The 17,057-nt window shown below is 69.5% G+C and carries 16 protein-coding genes; all 16 read right to left on the reverse strand.

The window, feature by feature from the left end:
• Position 1 precedes the first annotated feature (1 nt).
• A complete protein-coding gene (locus AC0QTQ_RS11960; protein ID WP_121533297.1) occupies positions 2-1,477 on the reverse strand; it encodes a sigma-54-dependent transcriptional regulator in 1,476 nt (491 codons plus the stop codon).
• Positions 1,477-2,376, reverse strand: a complete 900-nt coding sequence (hypB, locus tag AC0QTQ_RS11965) for a hydrogenase nickel incorporation protein HypB (RefSeq protein WP_480256762.1) — start codon at positions 2,374-2,376, stop codon at positions 1,477-1,479. Before hypB ends, AC0QTQ_RS11960 begins: the two co-directional genes overlap by 1 nt.
• Complete coding sequence (hypA, locus tag AC0QTQ_RS11970) at positions 2,376-2,717, reverse strand: hydrogenase maturation nickel metallochaperone HypA (RefSeq protein WP_121533295.1); 342 nt, start codon at positions 2,715-2,717, stop codon at positions 2,376-2,378. Before hypA ends, hypB begins: the two co-directional genes overlap by 1 nt.
• Complete coding sequence (locus tag AC0QTQ_RS11975; RefSeq protein WP_480256763.1) at positions 2,710-3,594, reverse strand: hypothetical protein; 885 nt, start codon at positions 3,592-3,594, stop codon at positions 2,710-2,712. The genes hypA and AC0QTQ_RS11975 overlap by 8 nt, the downstream gene beginning before the upstream one ends.
• Complete coding sequence (gene hybE / locus AC0QTQ_RS11980; protein WP_480256764.1) at positions 3,591-4,397, reverse strand: [NiFe]-hydrogenase assembly chaperone HybE; 807 nt, start codon at positions 4,395-4,397, stop codon at positions 3,591-3,593. The genes AC0QTQ_RS11975 and hybE overlap by 4 nt, the downstream gene beginning before the upstream one ends.
• Positions 4,394-5,221, reverse strand: coding sequence for a hydrogenase expression/formation protein (locus tag AC0QTQ_RS11985; RefSeq protein WP_480256765.1), 828 nt, complete (start codon positions 5,219-5,221; stop codon positions 4,394-4,396). The genes hybE and AC0QTQ_RS11985 overlap by 4 nt, the downstream gene beginning before the upstream one ends.
• A 4-nt stretch (positions 5,222-5,225) precedes the next feature.
• Positions 5,226-5,639 (reverse strand): thioredoxin domain-containing protein, encoded by a 414-nt coding sequence (locus tag AC0QTQ_RS11990; protein ID WP_480256766.1) that lies wholly within the window; start codon positions 5,637-5,639, stop codon positions 5,226-5,228.
• Positions 5,640-5,649: 10 nt separating this feature from the next.
• On the reverse strand, positions 5,650-5,970 hold the full coding sequence (locus tag AC0QTQ_RS11995; RefSeq protein ID WP_480256767.1) for a HypC/HybG/HupF family hydrogenase formation chaperone: 321 nt from the start codon (positions 5,968-5,970) through the stop codon (positions 5,650-5,652).
• Complete coding sequence (locus AC0QTQ_RS12000) at positions 5,970-6,602, reverse strand: HyaD/HybD family hydrogenase maturation endopeptidase (protein WP_480256768.1); 633 nt, start codon at positions 6,600-6,602, stop codon at positions 5,970-5,972. Before AC0QTQ_RS12000 ends, AC0QTQ_RS11995 begins: the two co-directional genes overlap by 1 nt.
• 309 nt (positions 6,603-6,911) lie before the next feature.
• Complete coding sequence (gene cybH / locus AC0QTQ_RS12005) at positions 6,912-7,688, reverse strand: Ni/Fe-hydrogenase, b-type cytochrome subunit (RefSeq protein ID WP_113901005.1); 777 nt, start codon at positions 7,686-7,688, stop codon at positions 6,912-6,914.
• Positions 7,689-7,736: 48 nt separating this feature from the next.
• Entirely contained in the window at positions 7,737-9,530 is a 1,794-nt protein-coding gene (locus AC0QTQ_RS12010) for a nickel-dependent hydrogenase large subunit (protein WP_480256769.1), read from the reverse strand.
• Positions 9,531-9,533: 3 nt separating this feature from the next.
• Positions 9,534-10,610 (reverse strand): hydrogenase small subunit, encoded by a 1,077-nt coding sequence (locus tag AC0QTQ_RS12015; protein ID WP_113901003.1) that lies wholly within the window; start codon positions 10,608-10,610, stop codon positions 9,534-9,536.
• Between the two features lie 199 nt (positions 10,611-10,809).
• Positions 10,810-13,068, reverse strand: a complete 2,259-nt coding sequence (gene hypF / locus AC0QTQ_RS12020; RefSeq protein WP_480256770.1) for a carbamoyltransferase HypF — start codon at positions 13,066-13,068, stop codon at positions 10,810-10,812.
• 63 nt (positions 13,069-13,131) lie between these two features.
• The gene (locus AC0QTQ_RS12025) at positions 13,132-14,568 is read right to left on the reverse strand and encodes a nickel-dependent hydrogenase large subunit (protein ID WP_480256771.1); all 1,437 of its coding nucleotides are present in this window, start codon (positions 14,566-14,568) and stop codon (positions 13,132-13,134) included.
• Positions 14,565-15,563 (reverse strand): NADH-quinone oxidoreductase subunit B family protein, encoded by a 999-nt coding sequence (locus AC0QTQ_RS12030; RefSeq protein ID WP_480256772.1) that lies wholly within the window; start codon positions 15,561-15,563, stop codon positions 14,565-14,567. The genes AC0QTQ_RS12025 and AC0QTQ_RS12030 overlap by 4 nt, the downstream gene beginning before the upstream one ends.
• Positions 15,560-16,870, reverse strand: a complete 1,311-nt coding sequence (locus AC0QTQ_RS12035) for a sensor histidine kinase (protein WP_480259225.1) — start codon at positions 16,868-16,870, stop codon at positions 15,560-15,562. The genes AC0QTQ_RS12030 and AC0QTQ_RS12035 overlap by 4 nt, the downstream gene beginning before the upstream one ends.
• Positions 16,871-17,057 lie beyond the last annotated feature (187 nt).

Consider the following 17,057-nt stretch of genomic DNA (forward strand, 5'->3'; position numbering starts at 1 on the left):
CTCAGATCTCCTCCTCCTCGCTTGCCGCCGAGGGATCGGTGATCCCGTAACGGTCCAGTTTCGCCCGCAACCCGACCCGCGACAGCCCAAGCTCGGCCGCCGCCCGGCTCTTGTTCCAGCGCTGCCGCGTCAGGGTCTCGCGCAGGATCCGCATCTCGATCAGCTCGATGCGGTCCTTCAGCGAGCCCTCGGCGGTCATCACCTCTTCCGCGGCCCGGTCCGCCCCCTCGTCCGAGGGCGCCGCCTGCAGGATATGACGCGAGATCAGCTCGGCGCCCAGCACATTTTCCTGCGCGAAGATCAGCATCCGGGTGATCTCGTTCGTCAGCTCGCGCAGATTGCCGGGCCAGTCGTAGTTCTCCAGGAACTCCAGCGCCGCCGCCTCGAAGCCGAGGATCGGCTTGCCATGCGCCCCGGCGGCCTCCGACAGGATCGCCTGCGCGAGCATCGCGACATCGCCGCGCCGCGCGCGCAGCGGCAAAAGCGCGATCTCGCCGAGCGCGATGGCATAGTAAAGATCGGCGCGGAAACGGCCCTCGGCGACCGCGCTGCGCAGATCGCAGGCCGCCCCCGCGATCAGCCGCAGGTTGGTGCTGACGCTTTCCTGCCCGCCCACCGGGGTGATCGTGCCCTCGGCCAGCATCCGCAGCAGCGCGAGCTGCAGCGCCGGGCTCGCCGCCTCGAGCCCCGCAAGATAGAGCGTGCCGCGGTCGGCCTTCTGCGCCAGCCCGATCCGCGCCATGCCACCCGGCAACACGCCGCGCTTCGCCCCGAACAGCTCGATCATCGCGAGCTCCTCGGGCATGCCGGCGATCGAGAGTTCATAGAACGGCTTGTCCGAGCGCAGCGAGCCATAGTGCATCGCCCGCGCCATCTGCCCCTTGCCGGTGCCCGGCTCGCCGGTCAGCAGCACCGGCACATCGAAGGTCGCATATTGCCGCGCGAGCTTCACCGCCGTGTTCATCGCGGAATTCGGGCTGCGCAGGATGGTCTCGAACCCCATGCCCTCGCGCAGCGCGCGGCGGCGCTTCTCGACCCGGGTCTCGGTCGTGGTGTTCAAAAAGCGCATCTCGAGCGACAGCCGCTCGTTCTCGCGGGCGAGCGCGAACATCTTCGCCGCGTTGCGCGCCGCCGCCAGAAGCTGTTCGGGATGCCAGGGCTTGGCGATGAACTGATGCACCCCGGCCTCGTTGATCGCCGCCACCATCGAGTTGCTGTCGGTATAGCCGGTGATGACGATGCGCACCGTCTCGGGCCAGCGCTCGCGCACCTCGGTGAGGAACTCGACGCCCGAGCGGCCGGGCATGCGCTGGTCGCAGAAGATCACCTGCACCCACTGATCCTCGAGCACCGCGATCGCCTCTTCGGCCGAGGGCGCGGTGAGAATCTCGAACTCGTCCTCGAGCGCCATCTTCATGGCGAGGGCCGAGTGCGGCTCGTCATCGACAAGCAGGATCGCCGGGGTGGAGGCCGCCATCACGCGCCCTTTCGCGCAAGGCCCGCGCGCAGCCAGTCAAGCCAGGCCTGCATCCCCTCGCCGGTGCGGGCCGAGACGCGCAGCACCTCGATCGCCGGGTTCACCCGCTTCACATTCGCCTCGTAGAGGTCGAGATCGACGTCGCAATAGGGCGCAAGATCGACCTTGTTCAGGATCGCCAGCCCCGCCGCGGCGAACATGTCGGGGTATTTCAGCGGCTTGTCCTCGCCCTCGGTGACGCTGAGGATGGCGACCTTGGCGTCCTCGCCGAGGTCAAAGGCCGCCGGGCAGACCAGGTTGCCGACATTTTCGATGAAGAGAAACGCGCCCTCGGGCAGGCCAAGACGCGCAAGCGCCGCCTCGACCATCCGGCCATCGAGGTGACAGCCCTTGCCGGTGTTCACCTGGATCGCCGGGGCGCCGGTGGCGCGGATGCGGTCGGCGTCATTCGTGGTCTGCTGGTCGCCCTCGATCACCGCGAGCGGCACCTCGCCCAACATCTCGATGGTGCGGCACAGAAGCGTGGTCTTGCCCGAGCCGGGCGAGGAGACGAGGTTCGTCGCGAAGGCATGGCGGGCGGTGATCGCGGCGCGGTTGCGCGCGGCGAAGGCATCGTTCTTCGACAGGATGTCGGTCTCGATCGCGATCAGCCGCTCCTGGCTCATGCCGGGAACCTCGGTGCCGGCGGGGCCGTGGCCAAGGTGGATATCACCGCCCGCATGCGCATGGCCGTGGTCATGCAGCGCCCCGCCAAGGGCCGGGATCGCCACGCTTTGCAGCGGCGCGGGATGGGCCGCGGGCTTGGCCGCAAGCGGTGCCCCCGCCTGCCCGGTCTTTTCCAGATGGGCGCGGAACGCGTCCTCCACGCTGTGTCCGCCGCAACCGCAAACCGTGCACATCAGAGCACCTCCAAATCCTTGATCCGCATTTCCTCGCCGCCCTGCACCAGCAGCTTGCCGCCGCCGCAGTCCGGGCAGGGATCGAGACGGTGGCGGATCTCCACCGCCGCCCCGCAGTCATAGCACAGCGCCTTGCCGGGAAGTTCAATCACCTCGAGCGTCGCCCCCTCGGCGACCGAACCGCGCATCACCACGTCGAAGGCGAAATCGAGCGCCTCGGTCTCGACGCCGGCAAAGCGGCCGATCTCCAGCCGCACCCGGGTGACGCGCGAAAACCCGTTCGCGCGCGCCGAGTCCTCGATCACGTCGCGGATGCCCTCGGCAATCGACATCTCATGCATCGCTCAGCTCCTGCAGATCGACCGCCACGCAGGGGTCGAGAAGATCGACGACCAGCGCCGCAAGCCCCGCCTTCGCCGCGGGCAGCGTGGCGAGCGCGCGTTCGAGCGCCCCGCCCGGGGCCAGCAGATGATCGGTCGGCGTGACCCGGGACAGCGCCGTCACCCGCCCCGCCTCGGTCTCGGCCCGCAAGGCATAGGTGCCGCGCGCCGCGGCGACCAGTGCGGTGCCGTCCTCGGTCACCCGCGCCGGGCGCGGCGCGGCGCAGAAGGCATCGAGATCGACAAGCCGGCCAAGCGCGCGCCACAGCGGCCCGCGTCCGAAATCGGCCTCGGCCGCGCGCATCAGAGGGTCTTCGGCGACCCGCCCGGCGGGCGAGTTCTCCTGCGCGGTAAGCGCCATCGGCTCGGTCAGCGGCGGCAGATCGGCGGTCGCCTCGCCCGGCGCGAAACGCGCAGCGATCTCGGCCAGAAGCGGCGCCATGCCGCGTTCCGAGGCGAGCCAGCCCGCCAGATCCGCGGGCTTGTCGCCGCCCCAGAGCGCCACGCTCAGCCCCGCGCCGCCCTCGGCCCAGCCCGCGGGCAAGGGCCGCGGGTCAAGGCCCAGAAGCCGCGGCCCGCTCAGGCACAGCTTCGCCAGATGGTCGCGCAGGATCTCGCGCCGGGTGTCGGCGGCATCGGCCGGCAAGCCAAGCGCCAGCCGCGCCGCCAGCCCCTGCGCCGCGCCGCACAGGTTGAAGAGCCGCGGCATCAGCTGAGCCACCTCCTCGGCCGGGCGCCCGCGCATCAGCGCCGCAACGGGCAGCGGCGCGGGCGGCACGATCTGCACCGCAAGCGCCGCGCCCGCCGGGCGCAGGAGGATGGCGAGCGCCGTGCTCATGCGGCGCCCTCGGGCGCCGGGTCGTCGGCCAGCCCCGCCGAGATCAGCCGCCGCCGGGTCGGCACCACCGCCTCGTCGGCGTCCTCGGCCTCGGGCGCCTCGGCTGCCGCCAGCTCGGCCTCGCGCCCCGCGCGGATCTCGGCGGCGCGGTCGGTCTCGGCCCGGTTCTCGGTCTTGAACAGCTCGACCATGATCGCCCGGGCGACGTCGCGCGCCTGCATCTGGGTCTGGAAATCGCCCATCGGCGAGAACAGCGAGCACGCCTTGTAGCCGCCGCCCATCTCCCGCACGTTGTGGATGAACTCGTAACGCCCCGAGGGGAAGTCGATCGCCTCTTTCGCGCCGGGGATCAGCGCCGACCAGTCCTCGCCCTCGGCGGGCAGCAGGATCAGGTTCATGAACCACGGGCTGACCAGCACCCCAAGTGCGCGGCCCTCGTGCGCGACAAACCCCACCGCCTCGACCGAGAGCGCCTTGTTCACCAGGGGCACGTCACGCATCTTGGCGTTCCAGATCTCGCGGAAATCGGCCGCCAGACGCTCGGCCTGCGCCGACACCCGCTGCGCCTCGAGCAGCGCCGGCGCGCCCGGGTCCTCGCGCACCATGAACTGTGCCTTCGGCGCGTCACAGGTCGGGCAATGCCAGTCCTCGGGCAGCGCGGCAAAGGGCGTGCCGGGCAGGATCTGCCGGCTGTCGTCGCCCTCGGCCGGGTCATAGGGGGTCCAGCAGATCTTGCACTCCATCACCGCGCGCTCGGAAATGCGGTCGTTCGCGCCAAGATACGAGCCCTCGAAGCCACTCATCGGATCGCCTCCAGCACCTCGCGGATGCGCTCGGCGCTGTCCTCGAGATCCTCGCGCGCGGCCATCGCCACCTCGGGCATCGCCGTCACCTCGAAAGTGTCGAGAATGAGCGTGTCCATCGAGTTGAAGAACTGCACGCGCCAGACATGCGAGAGCCCGGTCGCGGTGATCCGGCAATTGCCATAGCCGCGCGACAGGATGGTGACCGCGCCCTCGCCAAGCGCGGCGTCAAGCCAGAGAAGGTCTTCCTCGGTGTGCGGCAGCAGCGTCAGGTTGATCACATGCGGTAGCCCGCCCGCGAACCGCGCCGACTGGTCCTCGAGCTCGGCCATCAGCGCGGGGGCGTTCACCACGCCCGCGGGCCGCGGATGGCGGGCGCCACGCGCGGCGCGGAAGGGCTCGAAGGCGCGCGAGATCGCGGCGGCGGGCACTGCCCCCACCTCGATGTGGTCGATGCCGGCGCCGATCACGCTCCAGACCCCCGCGAAGACGCTTTCCTGCACCGCAAGCGCCGGGATGCCGCGGATCTTCATCGCGACCTCGCCCTGGCCCATGGTCTCGGCGATCAGCGCCCGGTTCGGCGCGTCGAGGGGGGCAAGGTCGAAACTTGCCATGCCGCCCGCGGCGCAGACCTCGGCGGCATCGGCGATCTCGGCCAGAAGGGCGAGCGCCGGGCCGAGGTCAGTGGCATCCTCGACCTCGGGCAGATGCGTCGAATAGGTGCGCATGCCGTCGGGCAACTGCATGTAATGCAGCTCCTCGCCCTCTTCGGGCTGCGAGCCCGGACCGAACCCGACGGGCGGCAGGTGGAAGTTGGAAACCATCGGCTCAGCCTTTCGCGGTCAGGATATGGGTGGTGCGGGCGATGTAATCGTCCCAGTCGCGGATCTTCTCGATCGCGCCGAGGAACACGCCGTCGCGGTAGAAGAGAAACGCCGGCGTGCGCAGGGCCCGGGTCTCCTCGCGCAGCTGCGCCTCGATCGCGTCGCCGACCACGGCGCAGTCGAAGGCGTGCTGGAAGGCCATGCGCAGCTCGGGCAGCACCACGGCGGCATCGGGCGTCTCGAGGTTGCGTTTCGCGTCGCCCGGCACCAGCAGGCAATGCGCGCCGGGCCGGGTGGTGAACTCGGCCAGATCCGAGCGGTTGCCCAGCAGCGGCCAGCCCAGCTCGGCGATCAGCCGCGCCACGAGCGGGTGCATCACGCCCGAGGGGGCGGCATCGGGAAGAACGAGATCGTGCATCGGGCCCTCCTCAGGCGCTGGTCTTGCCGGCGTCGAGCGCGGCCTGCAGATGGGGCGGCAATTGCGGCGCGCGCGCCTCGAGATCGGCGAAGGCATCGCCCAGCCCCTCGCCCGCCATCAGCGCCCGCAGCCCGCCGAGCGCGGCGAGAATCCGCCCCGCCTCCTCGGCAGGCAGCACCGCACGCGCGGCGCCGAGGAAGGAGAGGACCCAGTCCCCCACCACTGCCTCGGGGGTGAGCGAGAGGTCGACGATGACCGCCCGCCCCTCCTCGAGGGCCTCGCCGCGGATGCCCTCGACCGCGGTCAGCTGCACCGGAATGCCCACACACATCACGCAGTCTCCTTGGCTGTCGCGGGGAAGAATCGATCGTCGCCGGTGCGGCAAGCCGCCTCGGCCGAGGGGCGGCCGGTCTCGTAGGCGCCGCGCCGGATCGAGGCATCGGCGAGATCGCCGGTCTCGGTGCGGCCGTCGCCCACGGGCACGCCCCAGCGGCTGAGCTCGGCCACCGCCTCGGCGATCGCCGGGCCGATCTGCGCCGCCACCGCCGGCCGCAGGCCGCCGCCGTAATCCTCGAGCTCGACCGGCTGGCAGCCGATCAGCGTCAGCCGCGCCGGGCAGCCGCCGGTGAATTGCGCCGTCGCCAGCACGTCCTGGAACCCGGTCTGATGAAGGGACATCTTCTTCGCGCCCATGAAGGCCGGCACGTCCCCGTCACGCAGCACCCGCAGCGTGCCGGGGGGAAGCCCGAAATCGATGGCATCGAAGACGAGAAGCGCGTCGGCCTCCTCGAGGAAGGGCAGCAGGTAAAGCCCTTGCGTGCCGCCGTCGAGCAGCCGCACCCGGTCAGGCAGCGCGCAGCGCTCGGCCATCTCCTCGACGCAGCGCACGCCGAAGCCTTCATCCGCCCAGAGCACGTTGCCGATGCCGAGGACAAGCACCCGTTCAGGTCGTTCAGCTGGCATAGGTCCCTCCCCTTGACCGTCTGCTGGCAAGAGGCTTTTCGCCCCAAGTTGATTCCGAAAGTAATCTTTCCGCCGCTTTCCGCCGCCGAAAAAATCAAGACCCGGGCATTCCGGGCCACAGCATTGAAATGAAATCAAAATCTGGTCGAAACCCCGCCCGGCGAGAGGGAAATCCCGGAAAGGAGCTTACCACCCGACGCTGAAATCCGGCAATTCATTTTCCGCATGGCAGCCCTGAATGCGAACAGGCGCGGGGATTTCCCGCGCCTGTCCGTCCGGCCGACCGGATCACTCGTTACCCATCCCGGTTCAGTCGATCCGGTCGTCCTTGAACATGCGGTGGCCGGAAATCATCGTCGACACCATCGACTGGCGCGACATGATATCCTCGCGGATCGCGGCATAGATGTGGATGATCATGAAGATCACGATCGCCCACATGCCGAGGTGGTGCAGCGTGTGCAGCCGCTGGCTGTTCTGCACGAGGCCCAGAAGCCAGCCCATCGCGGTGTCGGGCAGGCTGCCCTGTCCCGCGCCCTCGGCATAAAGCGCCCAGCCGGTGCCGATCATGAAGGTCAGCCCGAGCGTCATGAAGCAGAACATCGCCACATGCGCGAGCGGGTTGTGGCCCACATATTTCTTCGGGTGCTTCTCGAGGAACATGTACCAGCGCAGCTCCCACAGCAGTTCGCGCCAGAACCGCGGGTTGAAGATCGGCACGTAAAACATTTGCCGGGCGTGGGAATTTCCGACAAAGGCCCAGTAGATGCGGCCAAAGAAGCCGACCGTCAGGATCATCGCCGCGGCGAAATGGGCAAAGCGGACATAGCCCATCACGAACTGGTCGTAGGCCTCGGCGATCTGCATCGTCGGCAGCGGCCGGCCGATCAGATAGCCGGTGACGCACAGCACGGTGATCGCCAGCGCATTGACCCAGTGCCAGATCCGCACCGGCGCCTGATAGACATAGACCGAGGTGCTGTGGCGGATCGATTCCAGATCCTCGAGCGTCGCATCCCCGGTCAGGCGCGAGGCCTCGAAGATCTCGTGCGCCTCGCGGGCGGGATGAAAGATCTTGTCACTCATGGCCGGGCCCTCCCCTGGCTCTTGCCTTGATCTGCATCGCTTCCTCCCTCAGCGCACCTTGACCCGGGTCAGTTCCTGACCGTCGGGCGACATCACATGGGTCGAGCAGGCGAGGCACGGGTCGAAGCTGTGCAGCGTGCGCAGGATCTCGACCGGCTCCTCGGGGCGCTCCATCTTGGTGTCCATCAGCGAGGCCTCGAAGGCGCCGATGTTGCCCTGACTGTCGCGCGGCGAGCCGTTCCAGGTGGTCGGCACGACGCATTGGTAATTCTCGATGCGGCCGTCCTTGATCTTGATCCAGTGGCCAAGCGCGCCGCGCGGCGCCTCGGTCATGCCGACGCCCTTGGCCTCCTTCGGCCAGGTCGAGGGGTCCCATTTCTCGACATTCGCCGTCGACTGGTCGCCGTTCCTGATGTTGGCGATCATCTTGTCGAAGAAGTGCCGCTGCAGGCGCGAGCAATATTCGCTTTCAAGCGCGCGCGCCGCGGTGCGGCCCAGCGTCGAGAAGAGGGCATTGAACGGCAGGTCCATGGTGCGCAGAAGCCCGTCGACCTGGCTCTTGATGTCCTCGTGGCCCTTGGCATAGCCCACGACATAGCGGGCGAGCGGCCCCACCTCCATCGCGTGGCCCTTCCAGCGCGGCGCCTTGATCCAGGAGTATTTCGCCGACTCGTCGAGCTCCTCGATATTGGTGCGGGTGCCCTTGGCGTTCGGGCCAAGCTCGTAATGCGGGGTGGTCTCGCCATCCCAGGGGTGCAGGCCCTTGCCCGGCTCGCCATAGGTGTACCAGGAGTGATCGACGAATTCCTGCACCTGCTCGGGGTCGCGCGGATCGACGTCGTGGACCTCGCTCAGGTTGCCGTTGATGATCGCGCCGCGCGGCAGGTGAAGCTGTTCGGGGCTGAAATCGTTGGGGTTTTCCGGGATGTCGCCATAGGCAAGGCAGGCCTGCGAGGAGAGGCCCCCGCCATAGAGCCAGTTGCGATAGAAGCCGCCGATCGCGATCACGTCGGGGATGTAGACGTTGCGGTTGAACTCGGCCGACTTGTCGATGATCGAGGAGACGAGGTTCAGCCGCTCCATGTTGATCGCGCCGACCGAGCCGACGCCGTCGATGTTGATCGGGCACGGCACGCCGCCCACCAGCCAGTTCGGATGCGGGTTCTTGCCGCCGAAGATGGTGTGGACCTTGACGATCTCCTTTTGCAGGTCGAGCGCCTCGAGGTAATGGGTCGTCGCCATCAGATCCGCCTCGGGCGGCAGCAGATAGGCGGGGTTGTCCCAGTAGCCGTTCTTGAAGAGCCCGAGCTGCCCGCTTTCGACGAACTTCTTCAGACGGTTCTGCACGTCGCGGAAGTAGCCGGGGGAGGAGAGCGGGTGGCTCGGGCTCACCGCCTGCTGCAGCTCGGAGGTGGCCTTCGGATCGGCGCGGAGCGCATTCACCGGGTTCACCCAATCGAGCGCATGCAGGTGATAGAAATGGACGATGTGGTCATGGATCTGCAGCGCGAGCTGCATCATGTTGCGGATCGAGTTCGCGTTGTCCGGGATCTGGATGCCAAGCGCATCCTCGACCGCGCGCACCGAGGTCAGCGCGTGGGTGCCGGTGCAGACGCCGCAGATCCGCTCGGTGAAGGCCCAGGCGTCGCGCGGGTCGCGGCCCTTGAGGATGACCTCGAGCCCGCGCCACATCGTGCCGGTCGAGACCGCGTTGCGGATGATGCCGTTCTCGTCGACGTTCACCTCGCAGCGCATATGGCCTTCGATGCGGGTGACCGGGTCGACGACGATGCGCTTGCCTGTGGTGTCGAGGGTGAAGCCGTTGGGGGTCTGGGTGGTCATGGCTTACGCCTCCTCGTTCTTCTTCTGCGCGCGCTTGAGCGCGGAGACGGCGGCATGCACCGCCACGGCACCGCCGACGACGGCGGCCGCGGTGCCGCCGACCTTGTCGGCGTTGGCCTCGATGCCGAATTGCTTGATGTTGGTCAGCCGGTCATAGAACGAGCCCTGATCCCAGAACCCGTCTTCCGAACAGCCGATGCAGCCATGGCCAGACTGGATCGGGAAGGACACGCCGTCGTTCCAGCGCACGGTCGAGCAAGCGTTGTAGGTGGTCGGCCCCTTGCAGCCCATCTTGTAGAGGCAATAGCCCTTGCGCGCATATTCGTCGTCCCAGTGCTCGACGAATTGGCCGGCGTCGAAATGCGGGCGGCGATAGCACTTGTCGTGGATGCGCTGGCTGTAGAACATCGCCGGGCGGCCCTGACGGTCGAGTTCCGGCAGCCGGTCGAAGGTCAGCATGTAGGTGATGACGCCGGTCATCACCTCGGCGATCGGCGGGCAGCCGGGCACCTTGATGATCGGCTTGTCGGTGATGACCTTGTGAACGGGCGTCGCGCGCGTCGGGTTCGGCGCCGCCGCCTGCACGCAGCCGTAAGACGCGCAGGCGCCCCAGCTGATGATCGCCTTGGCGTGTTCGGCGGCGTGTTTCAGCTGCTCGACGAAGGGCTTGCCGCCGACGATGCAGAACATGCCGTCCTCGTTCAGCGGCGGGTTGCCCTCGACCGCAAGGATGTAGTTGCCCTTGTATTTCTCGATCGTGTCCTGAAGTGCCGCCTCGGCCGCCGTGCCTGCCGCCGCCATCAGCGTGTCGTCGTAATCGAGCGAGATCATCGACAGCACGACATCCTTCGCCAGCGGATGGGCCGAGCGGATGAAGCTTTCCGAGCAGCAGGTGCATTCGAGCCCATGCACCCAGATTACCGGCGTGCGCGGCTTCGTCTCCATCGCCTCGGCGATCTTCGGGACGTAAGCCGGGCCAAGGCCGAGGGCCGCGGCGGTGAGCGAGCAATATTTCATGAAGCTGCGGCGGGTGATCCCCTGCCGACGCATCACGTCATAGAAGGTTTCGATTGTCGACACTGGTCCCTCCCTGGCCCGTTCGGCGCGCCAGACCGGGGGCCCGCGCGGTGTATTCCTTGGTATGCAGGGCGGTGACGGGGGCTGCCAAAGGGATTTCACCCTCAGGCGGTGCGCGCGTTTTCAACGTGAAATCAATTGGTTGGAGAAATTCTAAGCGAGCCGGGCGGCAAGCGGGTGACCGCTTTCGCGGCCCGAGTGGTCAGGTGCTTTCCGACTGCGCTGCAGCGACAAGGGCCTGACCGAGCGCCAGCCCGCCGTCATTCGCCGGCACCCGCTGGTGAGTGAGCACGGGCAGCCCGGCCAGCGCGGCGCAGGTCAGATCGTGCAGCAACGCGTTCTGGAACACCCCGCCCGACAGTGCCACCGCCTGCGCCTCTCCGGCCTCGACCAGCGCGCGGGCCGGGGCGGCGAAGGCCTCGGCGACCCAGCGGTGGAAGGCAAGCGCAAGGGCGCCCGGATCGGTGCCGCCCAGTTGCGCCGCCCTCAGCTCCCGCAGCAGGGCTGCGGGCGCGAGCGCGCCGCCCCGCGGGGCGGGAGCGCCGAAGCTACGCTTCGGCGCTCCCGCCCGCACGGCCCGTCGTGCCAGGGCTTCAAGCCGCATCGCCGCCTCGCCCTCATAGCTCTGCCGCATCGGGCAGATCCCGAGACAGGCGGCGACCGCATCGAAAAGCCGCCCGGCCGAAGAGGACATCGGCGCATTGATCCCCTTCGCCGCCGCCTGCCGGGCGAGATCGCGCGGGGCATCCGGGAAGAGCGCATCGGCCCAATCCGACAGCCCCGCTGCATCGAGACGCACCAGCGCGTTGCGCCAGGGCTCGATCTGCGCGCGGTCGCCACCGATCAGCGGCGCAGGCATCAGCCAGACCCGCCGCTCATAGCCCGCGTAATCACCGAGCAGGATCTCGCCGCCCCAGACCGTGCCATCCGGGCCAAGGCCCAGACCGTCGAGCACGATCCCCGCCACCTTGCCGCCATCGCGCGGCCAGAGGTTCTCGCCGAGACAAGCGGCGAGATGGGCGTGGTGATGCTGCACCGCGACGAGCCGCAGGCCCTCGGCCGCGGCCCGTGCCTGCCCGTGCCGCGTCGCGCGGAAATCGGGGTGCAGATCGGTCGCCACCACCTGCGGGTGATGATCGAAGAGCGCGGCATAATCGGCATCGGCCTGCTGGAACGCCTCCCAGGTCAGCGCCTCGTCCAGCTCGCCCAGATGGTGGCCGAGCAGCGCCTGCCCGTTTTTCACCAGACAGATCGCCGCCTTCATCTGCCCGCCATAGGCGACAACCGGCGGCGCATCCTCGAACCCGGGCGGCAGCGGCAAGGTGCCCGGCACCTGCCCCCGCGCGCGGCGCAGCACCATCGGCGGCTCGGCCCGCACCACCGAGTCATCGAGCCGCCGCGCGATCTCGCGGTCATGCATCAGGAAGCCGTCGGCGAACCCGGCAAGCTTCTCGCGCGCCTCCCCATTGCCGATCACCTGCGGCTCGCCCGAGAGATTGCCCGAGGTCATCACCAGAACGCCGCCGAAGGCATCCATCAGCAGATGATGCAGCGGCGTATAGGGCAGCATCACGCCCAGGCTGTCGATCCCGGGCGCCACCGCCTCGGGCAGCGTGCCGCGCGAGGGCATCAGAACGACCGGGGCCGCGGCCTCGTGCAGCGCCGCCCGCGCCGCCTCCGACACCTCGACGATCGCCGCCAGATCCGCCTCCCGCGCCATCAGCGCGAAGGGTTTTGCCGGCCGGTGCTTGCGCGCGCGCAAGCTGGTCACCGCCCCGGCGTTCGCCGCATCACAGGCAAGGTGAAAGCCGCCCAGGCCCTTCACCGCGACGATGCCCCCGGCCCTGAGCCGCGCCGCAGCCAGGGCGATGGCATCGCCCGCACCCTCGGCGCCGCCCTCCTCATACCACAGCCGCGGGCCGCAGACCGGGCAGGCGATCGGCTGCGCGTGAAAGCGGCGATCGGCGGGGTCGCGATACTCGGCGCCACAGTCCGGGCACATGACGAAGGGCGCCATCGTCGTCTTCGCCCGGTCATAGGGCAGCCCCTTCAGGATGGTGAAGCGCGGCCCGCAATGGGTGCAATTGGTGAAGGCATAGCCGCGCCGCCGCCCCTCGCCGCGGATCTCCTCCAGACAGGCCGGACAGGTCGCGGCATCGGGCGTCACCCGGGTCTCCGCCCCTGCGCCCTGCGAGGCGACAATCTCGAACCCCTCGGGCAGCGCGTCGAAGACAAAGGCCGTGACCTCGACCGCATCGACCCGCGCGAGCGGCGGCGCCTCGGTCCGGATCGCCGCGACCAGATCGCCGATCTCGCCTGCCACCCGTACCAGCACTCCCTCGGGGTCGTTCAGCACATGGCCGCGCAAGCCCCGCGCATGCGCGAGCTGCCAGATGAAGGGCCGAAACCCCACCCCCTGCACCTGCCCCCGCACCCGGATCTGAACGCCCTGCTCTTTCATCTTGCCTCAAAGACCTCGGGGGCCCGGGGGCAGCGCCCCCGGCGCTCTCCCCCCACACGCCCCTCACTGCACCGTGCACACCATGCACGGATCGAAGGAGCGCACCACATGCTGCACGGCGACCGGCGGGTCCTCACCCGCCGCCACCGGCGCGCCGACCAGTGCCGCCTCGAGCGGTCCGAGCACCCCCGCCGCGTCGCGGGGCGAAAAGTTCCAGGTCGTCGGCGCGATGATCTGGTAAGACGCGATCCGCCCGCCCTCGATCCGCAGCCAATGGCCAAGCGCGCCGCGCGCGGCCTCGACCAGCCCCGCCCCCTGCCCGACCTCGGGGATCTTCCCTTGCGTGATGAAGCGCGCGCCGGGGTCGATGCCGCGGGCGAGCTCCTCCATCACCAGCTGCGTGCGGGCAAGCTCCAGCAGCCGCCCGGCCACCCGCGCCAGCACCCCGCCGCCCCCGGCCGCCAGCGCACGCGCAAGCGGGTGGCCATCGACCACCTGCCGGGCAAGTGCACCGACCTCGGCCGGCGCACCGGCCAGCCGCGGCGCCTTGCACCAGCTGTACGCGCCCGCGCGCATCGCCTCGTCGGGCCGGGTCTCGGCGGCGAAGGGATGCGCGGTCTCGCCGAGCATCCAGGCGTGGCTCAGGTCCTCGACAATCGCCGCGTCAACCACCGGCTGCACGGCCCCGTCCTGCCACAGGCCGGGGGCATAGATCCGCCTGCCTTCAATCGGATAGGCGCCGAAGCTCAGGTAACGGCCGCGACCCCGACCAAGCCCCGCAAGCCCGGTATCGGCGGCGATCTCGAGGAACAGCCCGACGTCGCCCCGGCCCCAGACGCTCAGCGCTGCAACCGTTTCCAGCGCCACGAAATCCTCGAGCGGGCCGCCGAAGACCACCTCTTCCAGATACCGACGGAAGGCGCGCAGAGTGATCTCGATGCGCAGCTTCTCGCGCGGGCCCGGGGCGCGGGTGACGCCGCCGGGCTGGATCGCCAGCGTATGCGGCCATTTCCCCGCCATCAGCCCGAGGATGTGCATCAGGCTTGCCCGCGCCTCGATCGCCGCGCGCTGCGCGCCGCCCTCGATCGCGGTGAAGCGCGCCACCGCGCGCGGATACCAGCCGCGGCCGGCATAGGCCGGGCGGGTGAAATCGGGCATGAAGAACAGGTTGAAATGCAGCAGGTGGTCCGAGACGTTCTCGACCGCGTGGATCAGCGCCGCCATCGCCGCGCCCTGCGGCGTCGGCGCCAGCCCCATCGCCACGCCAAGCGCCCGTGCCGCCGCCGCCGACTGGCTGATCGAGCAGATGCCGCAGATCCGCGGCGCGATGGTCAGCGCGTCGCGCGGGTCCTTGCCGTCGAGCATCCGCTCGAAACCGCGGTAAAGCGGCGCGTTCACCTCGGCCGAGGCCACCGCGCCCTCGGCGATGTCGAGATGCACCTCGAGATCACCCTCGACCCGGTTGAACGGCCCGACCACCAGCCGCGTCGGCCCGCTCATCGCCGGCCCTTCGGCTTGCGCAGGGTGGGCGGGGTCTCGATCCGGTCGGCGGTGGCGTTGGTGGCGATCCGCGCGGGCGTCGCGGCTTTCGACAGCGAGGCGAGCGCCATGAACCAGGCCTTCGGCATGTCGGTCGGCAAGCCCACCGGAATGCCCGCGATCTTCGGCGTCTCGCCGAAGGCGTGGCGGGGTTCCTCGAACTCGGGGGCGGTGCAGTTGATGCAGGGGTAATTGCCGCGCGTGCAGCTGCCCTCGCCATTCCAGGGCCGGATGTTGCAATCGCCCACCGCCTGGGTGCCGATGCAGCCGAGGTTCTCCATCATGCAGCCCATCTCTCCCGGCTCGATCGCCGAGGCCTTGTATTCATAGAACTCGTTCTTCGGGCAGCCGTGATGCACGAGGTGCTGGGCGTAGAAGAGCGGCCGGCCGAAGGCGTCGAGGTCGTCGGGCCCGAGCGTCCCCGCCGCCAGCATCAGCAGCGTCTCGGTCACCCAGCCCGGATGGGTCGGACAGCCCGCGACGTTGATGACGGGCAGGCCCGAGCGGGCACGGAACCCGGCGGGCAGCGCGCCGCCCGGATGGGCGCCGTCATATTGCACGCCGACCGCGTCCGACGGATTGCCGCCCGCCGTGGTCACCCCGCCATAGGTCGCGCAGGTGCCGACGGCGACGACGTTCTCCGCCATCGGCGCCAGGCTGCGCAGCCAGTCGAGCATCGAGCGCCCGGTGCCCGACAGCATCTGGAACCGCCCGGTGCCACGCGGCCCGCGCGCGATCGCGCCCTCGACGGCGAGGATATCGAGCGCCACCTCGCCCGCCTCGGCGGCGGCCAGGATCGCGCGCGCCTCGGCCCCGGTCTCGAGGCTGAGCCCCGGGTGCCACAGGAAGCGCAGCCCCGCCCCCGAGAGCGTGTCGAAGAGGTTCGGGTCCTCGGCGCACAGAAGCGACATCGTGCAGCCGCCACACCCGGACGCCTGCAGCCACAGGATGTTCATGCGCTCTCCCCCGTCGCAAGCGGCAGATCGAAGCTGAAGCAGGCGCCGCCAAGCGCGCTGCCGCTCGGGCACAGCCGCAACCGGCCGCCGTGCTCCTCGACGATCTTGTTGCTGATCGACAGGCCAAGCCCGGTGCCGCGGCCGACGGGCTTCGTGGTGAAGAACGGATCGAACACTGCCTGCGCCAGATCCTCGGGCACACCCGGGCCGCTGTCGGCAACCGAAAGCACGCCGCGGTCCCCTGCGATGCCGGCCGAGATCTCGATCGCGCCGTCGGCCCGACCGTCGAGCGCGTCGATCGCGTTCTGCACGAGGTTCATCGCCACCTGCTGGATATGCCCGGGCCGGCCCCTCACCTTCAGCGCGGGCAGGCCGGTGAAGCGCACCTCGGCCATGGTCTTCGAGCCGCGCCGAACCCAGGTGGCGGCGATCCGCGCGGTCTCGACCAGATCGAACTCAACCATCTCGCCCGAGCCCTCGGCCGAGAGCCGGCGCAGGTCCTCGACGATGTCGCGCACCCGTTCGGCGCCGTCGCGCGCACCGCGCACCGCGTCGCGCAGGTTGCGCACTTCGCGGTCAAGCTTCAGCTCCTCGCGCAGCGCCATCAGCCGCTCGCGGCTCGCCCCCTGCGCCACCTGCTCGAAATATGTCTCGAACTTGCCGGCATAGCGTTCAAGCGCATGGGCATTGGCATAGACGAAGGAGATCGGGTTGTTCAGCTCGTGCGCGACACCGGCCAGAAGCCTGCCGAGCGAGGCGAGTTTTTCGTTGCGCACAAGCTGCGCCTGCGCCGCCTTCAGATCCTCGTGGCTGTGGGCAAGCGCCGAATAGGCCTGGCGCAGCTCGCCGAGCGGCCGCCCGGTCAGCACATAGCCCACCACCCGCTGCCGCTCGTCAAGCCGCGGGCTGACGGAGAGTTCAAGCGGCGCCGGGCCCGTGGGGCCGCGCAGCGCGCCTTCAAGCGTCACCGGGCGGCGGCTGTTCGCGGCCTCGGCCAGCGCCGCATCGAGCGCCGCCATCGTCTGCGGCTCGACCATCTCGGCGAGCGGCTTTCCGTGCCAGTCGGCCGCCGGATGCCCGGTCAGCGTGCCGACCGAGGCCGAGGTCTCGACCACCTCGCCCGCGCGCGAGACCACGATCAGCGCATCCGACACGCTCGCCAGGATCGAGCCGAGGAACGAGCGCATATCTTCGAGCGCGTGGTTCTGATGTTCCAGCCGTTCCTGATAGTCGACCAGATCGGCATAAGTGCGGTCGACGGCCGACAGCACGTCCATCCAGACCTCGTCGCCCGCCGCGCGCGCCATCTCGTCAAGGCCGGGCGCGCCCGGAACCCCGCGATGCGGGGCCGGTTCGGCGGGGTCCGTGCCCCCTATCTGCGCGCGATGTGCCATGGCCGCGAGCATATCCGCCTCCCCCTCGCGCGCAAGCCCCGCCGCTGACGCTGCGTCGTTATGGACGCCTGCAAGGGCCTGCCCCAGCATCGGGATCGGA

This window comes from Paenirhodobacter sp. YD-8 (genome assembly GCF_056590935.1).

What these genes read in the sequence shown, in the direction of transcription:
- AC0QTQ_RS12035 (WP_480259225.1), bottom strand. Translation starts at nt 16,870, where the DNA reads ATGGCGCGCGCGGCGGGCGACGAGGTCTGGATGGACGTGCTGTCGGCC.
- AC0QTQ_RS12000 (WP_480256768.1), bottom strand. Translation starts at nt 6,602, where the DNA reads ATGCCAGCTGAACGACCTGAACGGGTGCTTGTCCTCGGCATCGGCAAC.
- AC0QTQ_RS12030 (WP_480256772.1), bottom strand. Translation starts at nt 15,563, where the DNA reads ATGAACATCCTGTGGCTGCAGGCGTCCGGGTGTGGCGGCTGCACGATG.
- hypB (WP_480256762.1), bottom strand. Translation starts at nt 2,376, where the DNA reads ATGTGCACGGTTTGCGGTTGCGGCGGACACAGCGTGGAGGACGCGTTC.
- AC0QTQ_RS12025 (WP_480256771.1), bottom strand. Translation starts at nt 14,568, where the DNA reads ATGAGCGGGCCGACGCGGCTGGTGGTCGGGCCGTTCAACCGGGTCGAG.
- AC0QTQ_RS11985 (WP_480256765.1), bottom strand. Translation starts at nt 5,221, where the DNA reads ATGGTTTCCAACTTCCACCTGCCGCCCGTCGGGTTCGGTCCGGGCTCG.
- hypF (WP_480256770.1), bottom strand. Translation starts at nt 13,068, where the DNA reads ATGAAAGAGCAGGGCGTTCAGATCCGGGTGCGGGGGCAGGTGCAGGGG.
- cybH (WP_113901005.1), bottom strand. Translation starts at nt 7,688, where the DNA reads ATGAGTGACAAGATCTTTCATCCCGCCCGCGAGGCGCACGAGATCTTC.
- AC0QTQ_RS11995 (WP_480256767.1), bottom strand. Translation starts at nt 5,970, where the DNA reads ATGTGTGTGGGCATTCCGGTGCAGCTGACCGCGGTCGAGGGCATCCGC.
- hypA (WP_121533295.1), bottom strand. Translation starts at nt 2,717, where the DNA reads ATGCATGAGATGTCGATTGCCGAGGGCATCCGCGACGTGATCGAGGAC.
- AC0QTQ_RS11975 (WP_480256763.1), bottom strand. Translation starts at nt 3,594, where the DNA reads ATGAGCACGGCGCTCGCCATCCTCCTGCGCCCGGCGGGCGCGGCGCTT.
- AC0QTQ_RS11990 (WP_480256766.1), bottom strand. Translation starts at nt 5,639, where the DNA reads ATGCACGATCTCGTTCTTCCCGATGCCGCCCCCTCGGGCGTGATGCAC.
- hybE (WP_480256764.1), bottom strand. Translation starts at nt 4,397, where the DNA reads ATGAGTGGCTTCGAGGGCTCGTATCTTGGCGCGAACGACCGCATTTCC.
- AC0QTQ_RS12010 (WP_480256769.1), bottom strand. Translation starts at nt 9,530, where the DNA reads ATGACCACCCAGACCCCCAACGGCTTCACCCTCGACACCACAGGCAAG.
- AC0QTQ_RS11960 (WP_121533297.1), bottom strand. Translation starts at nt 1,477, where the DNA reads ATGGCGGCCTCCACCCCGGCGATCCTGCTTGTCGATGACGAGCCGCAC.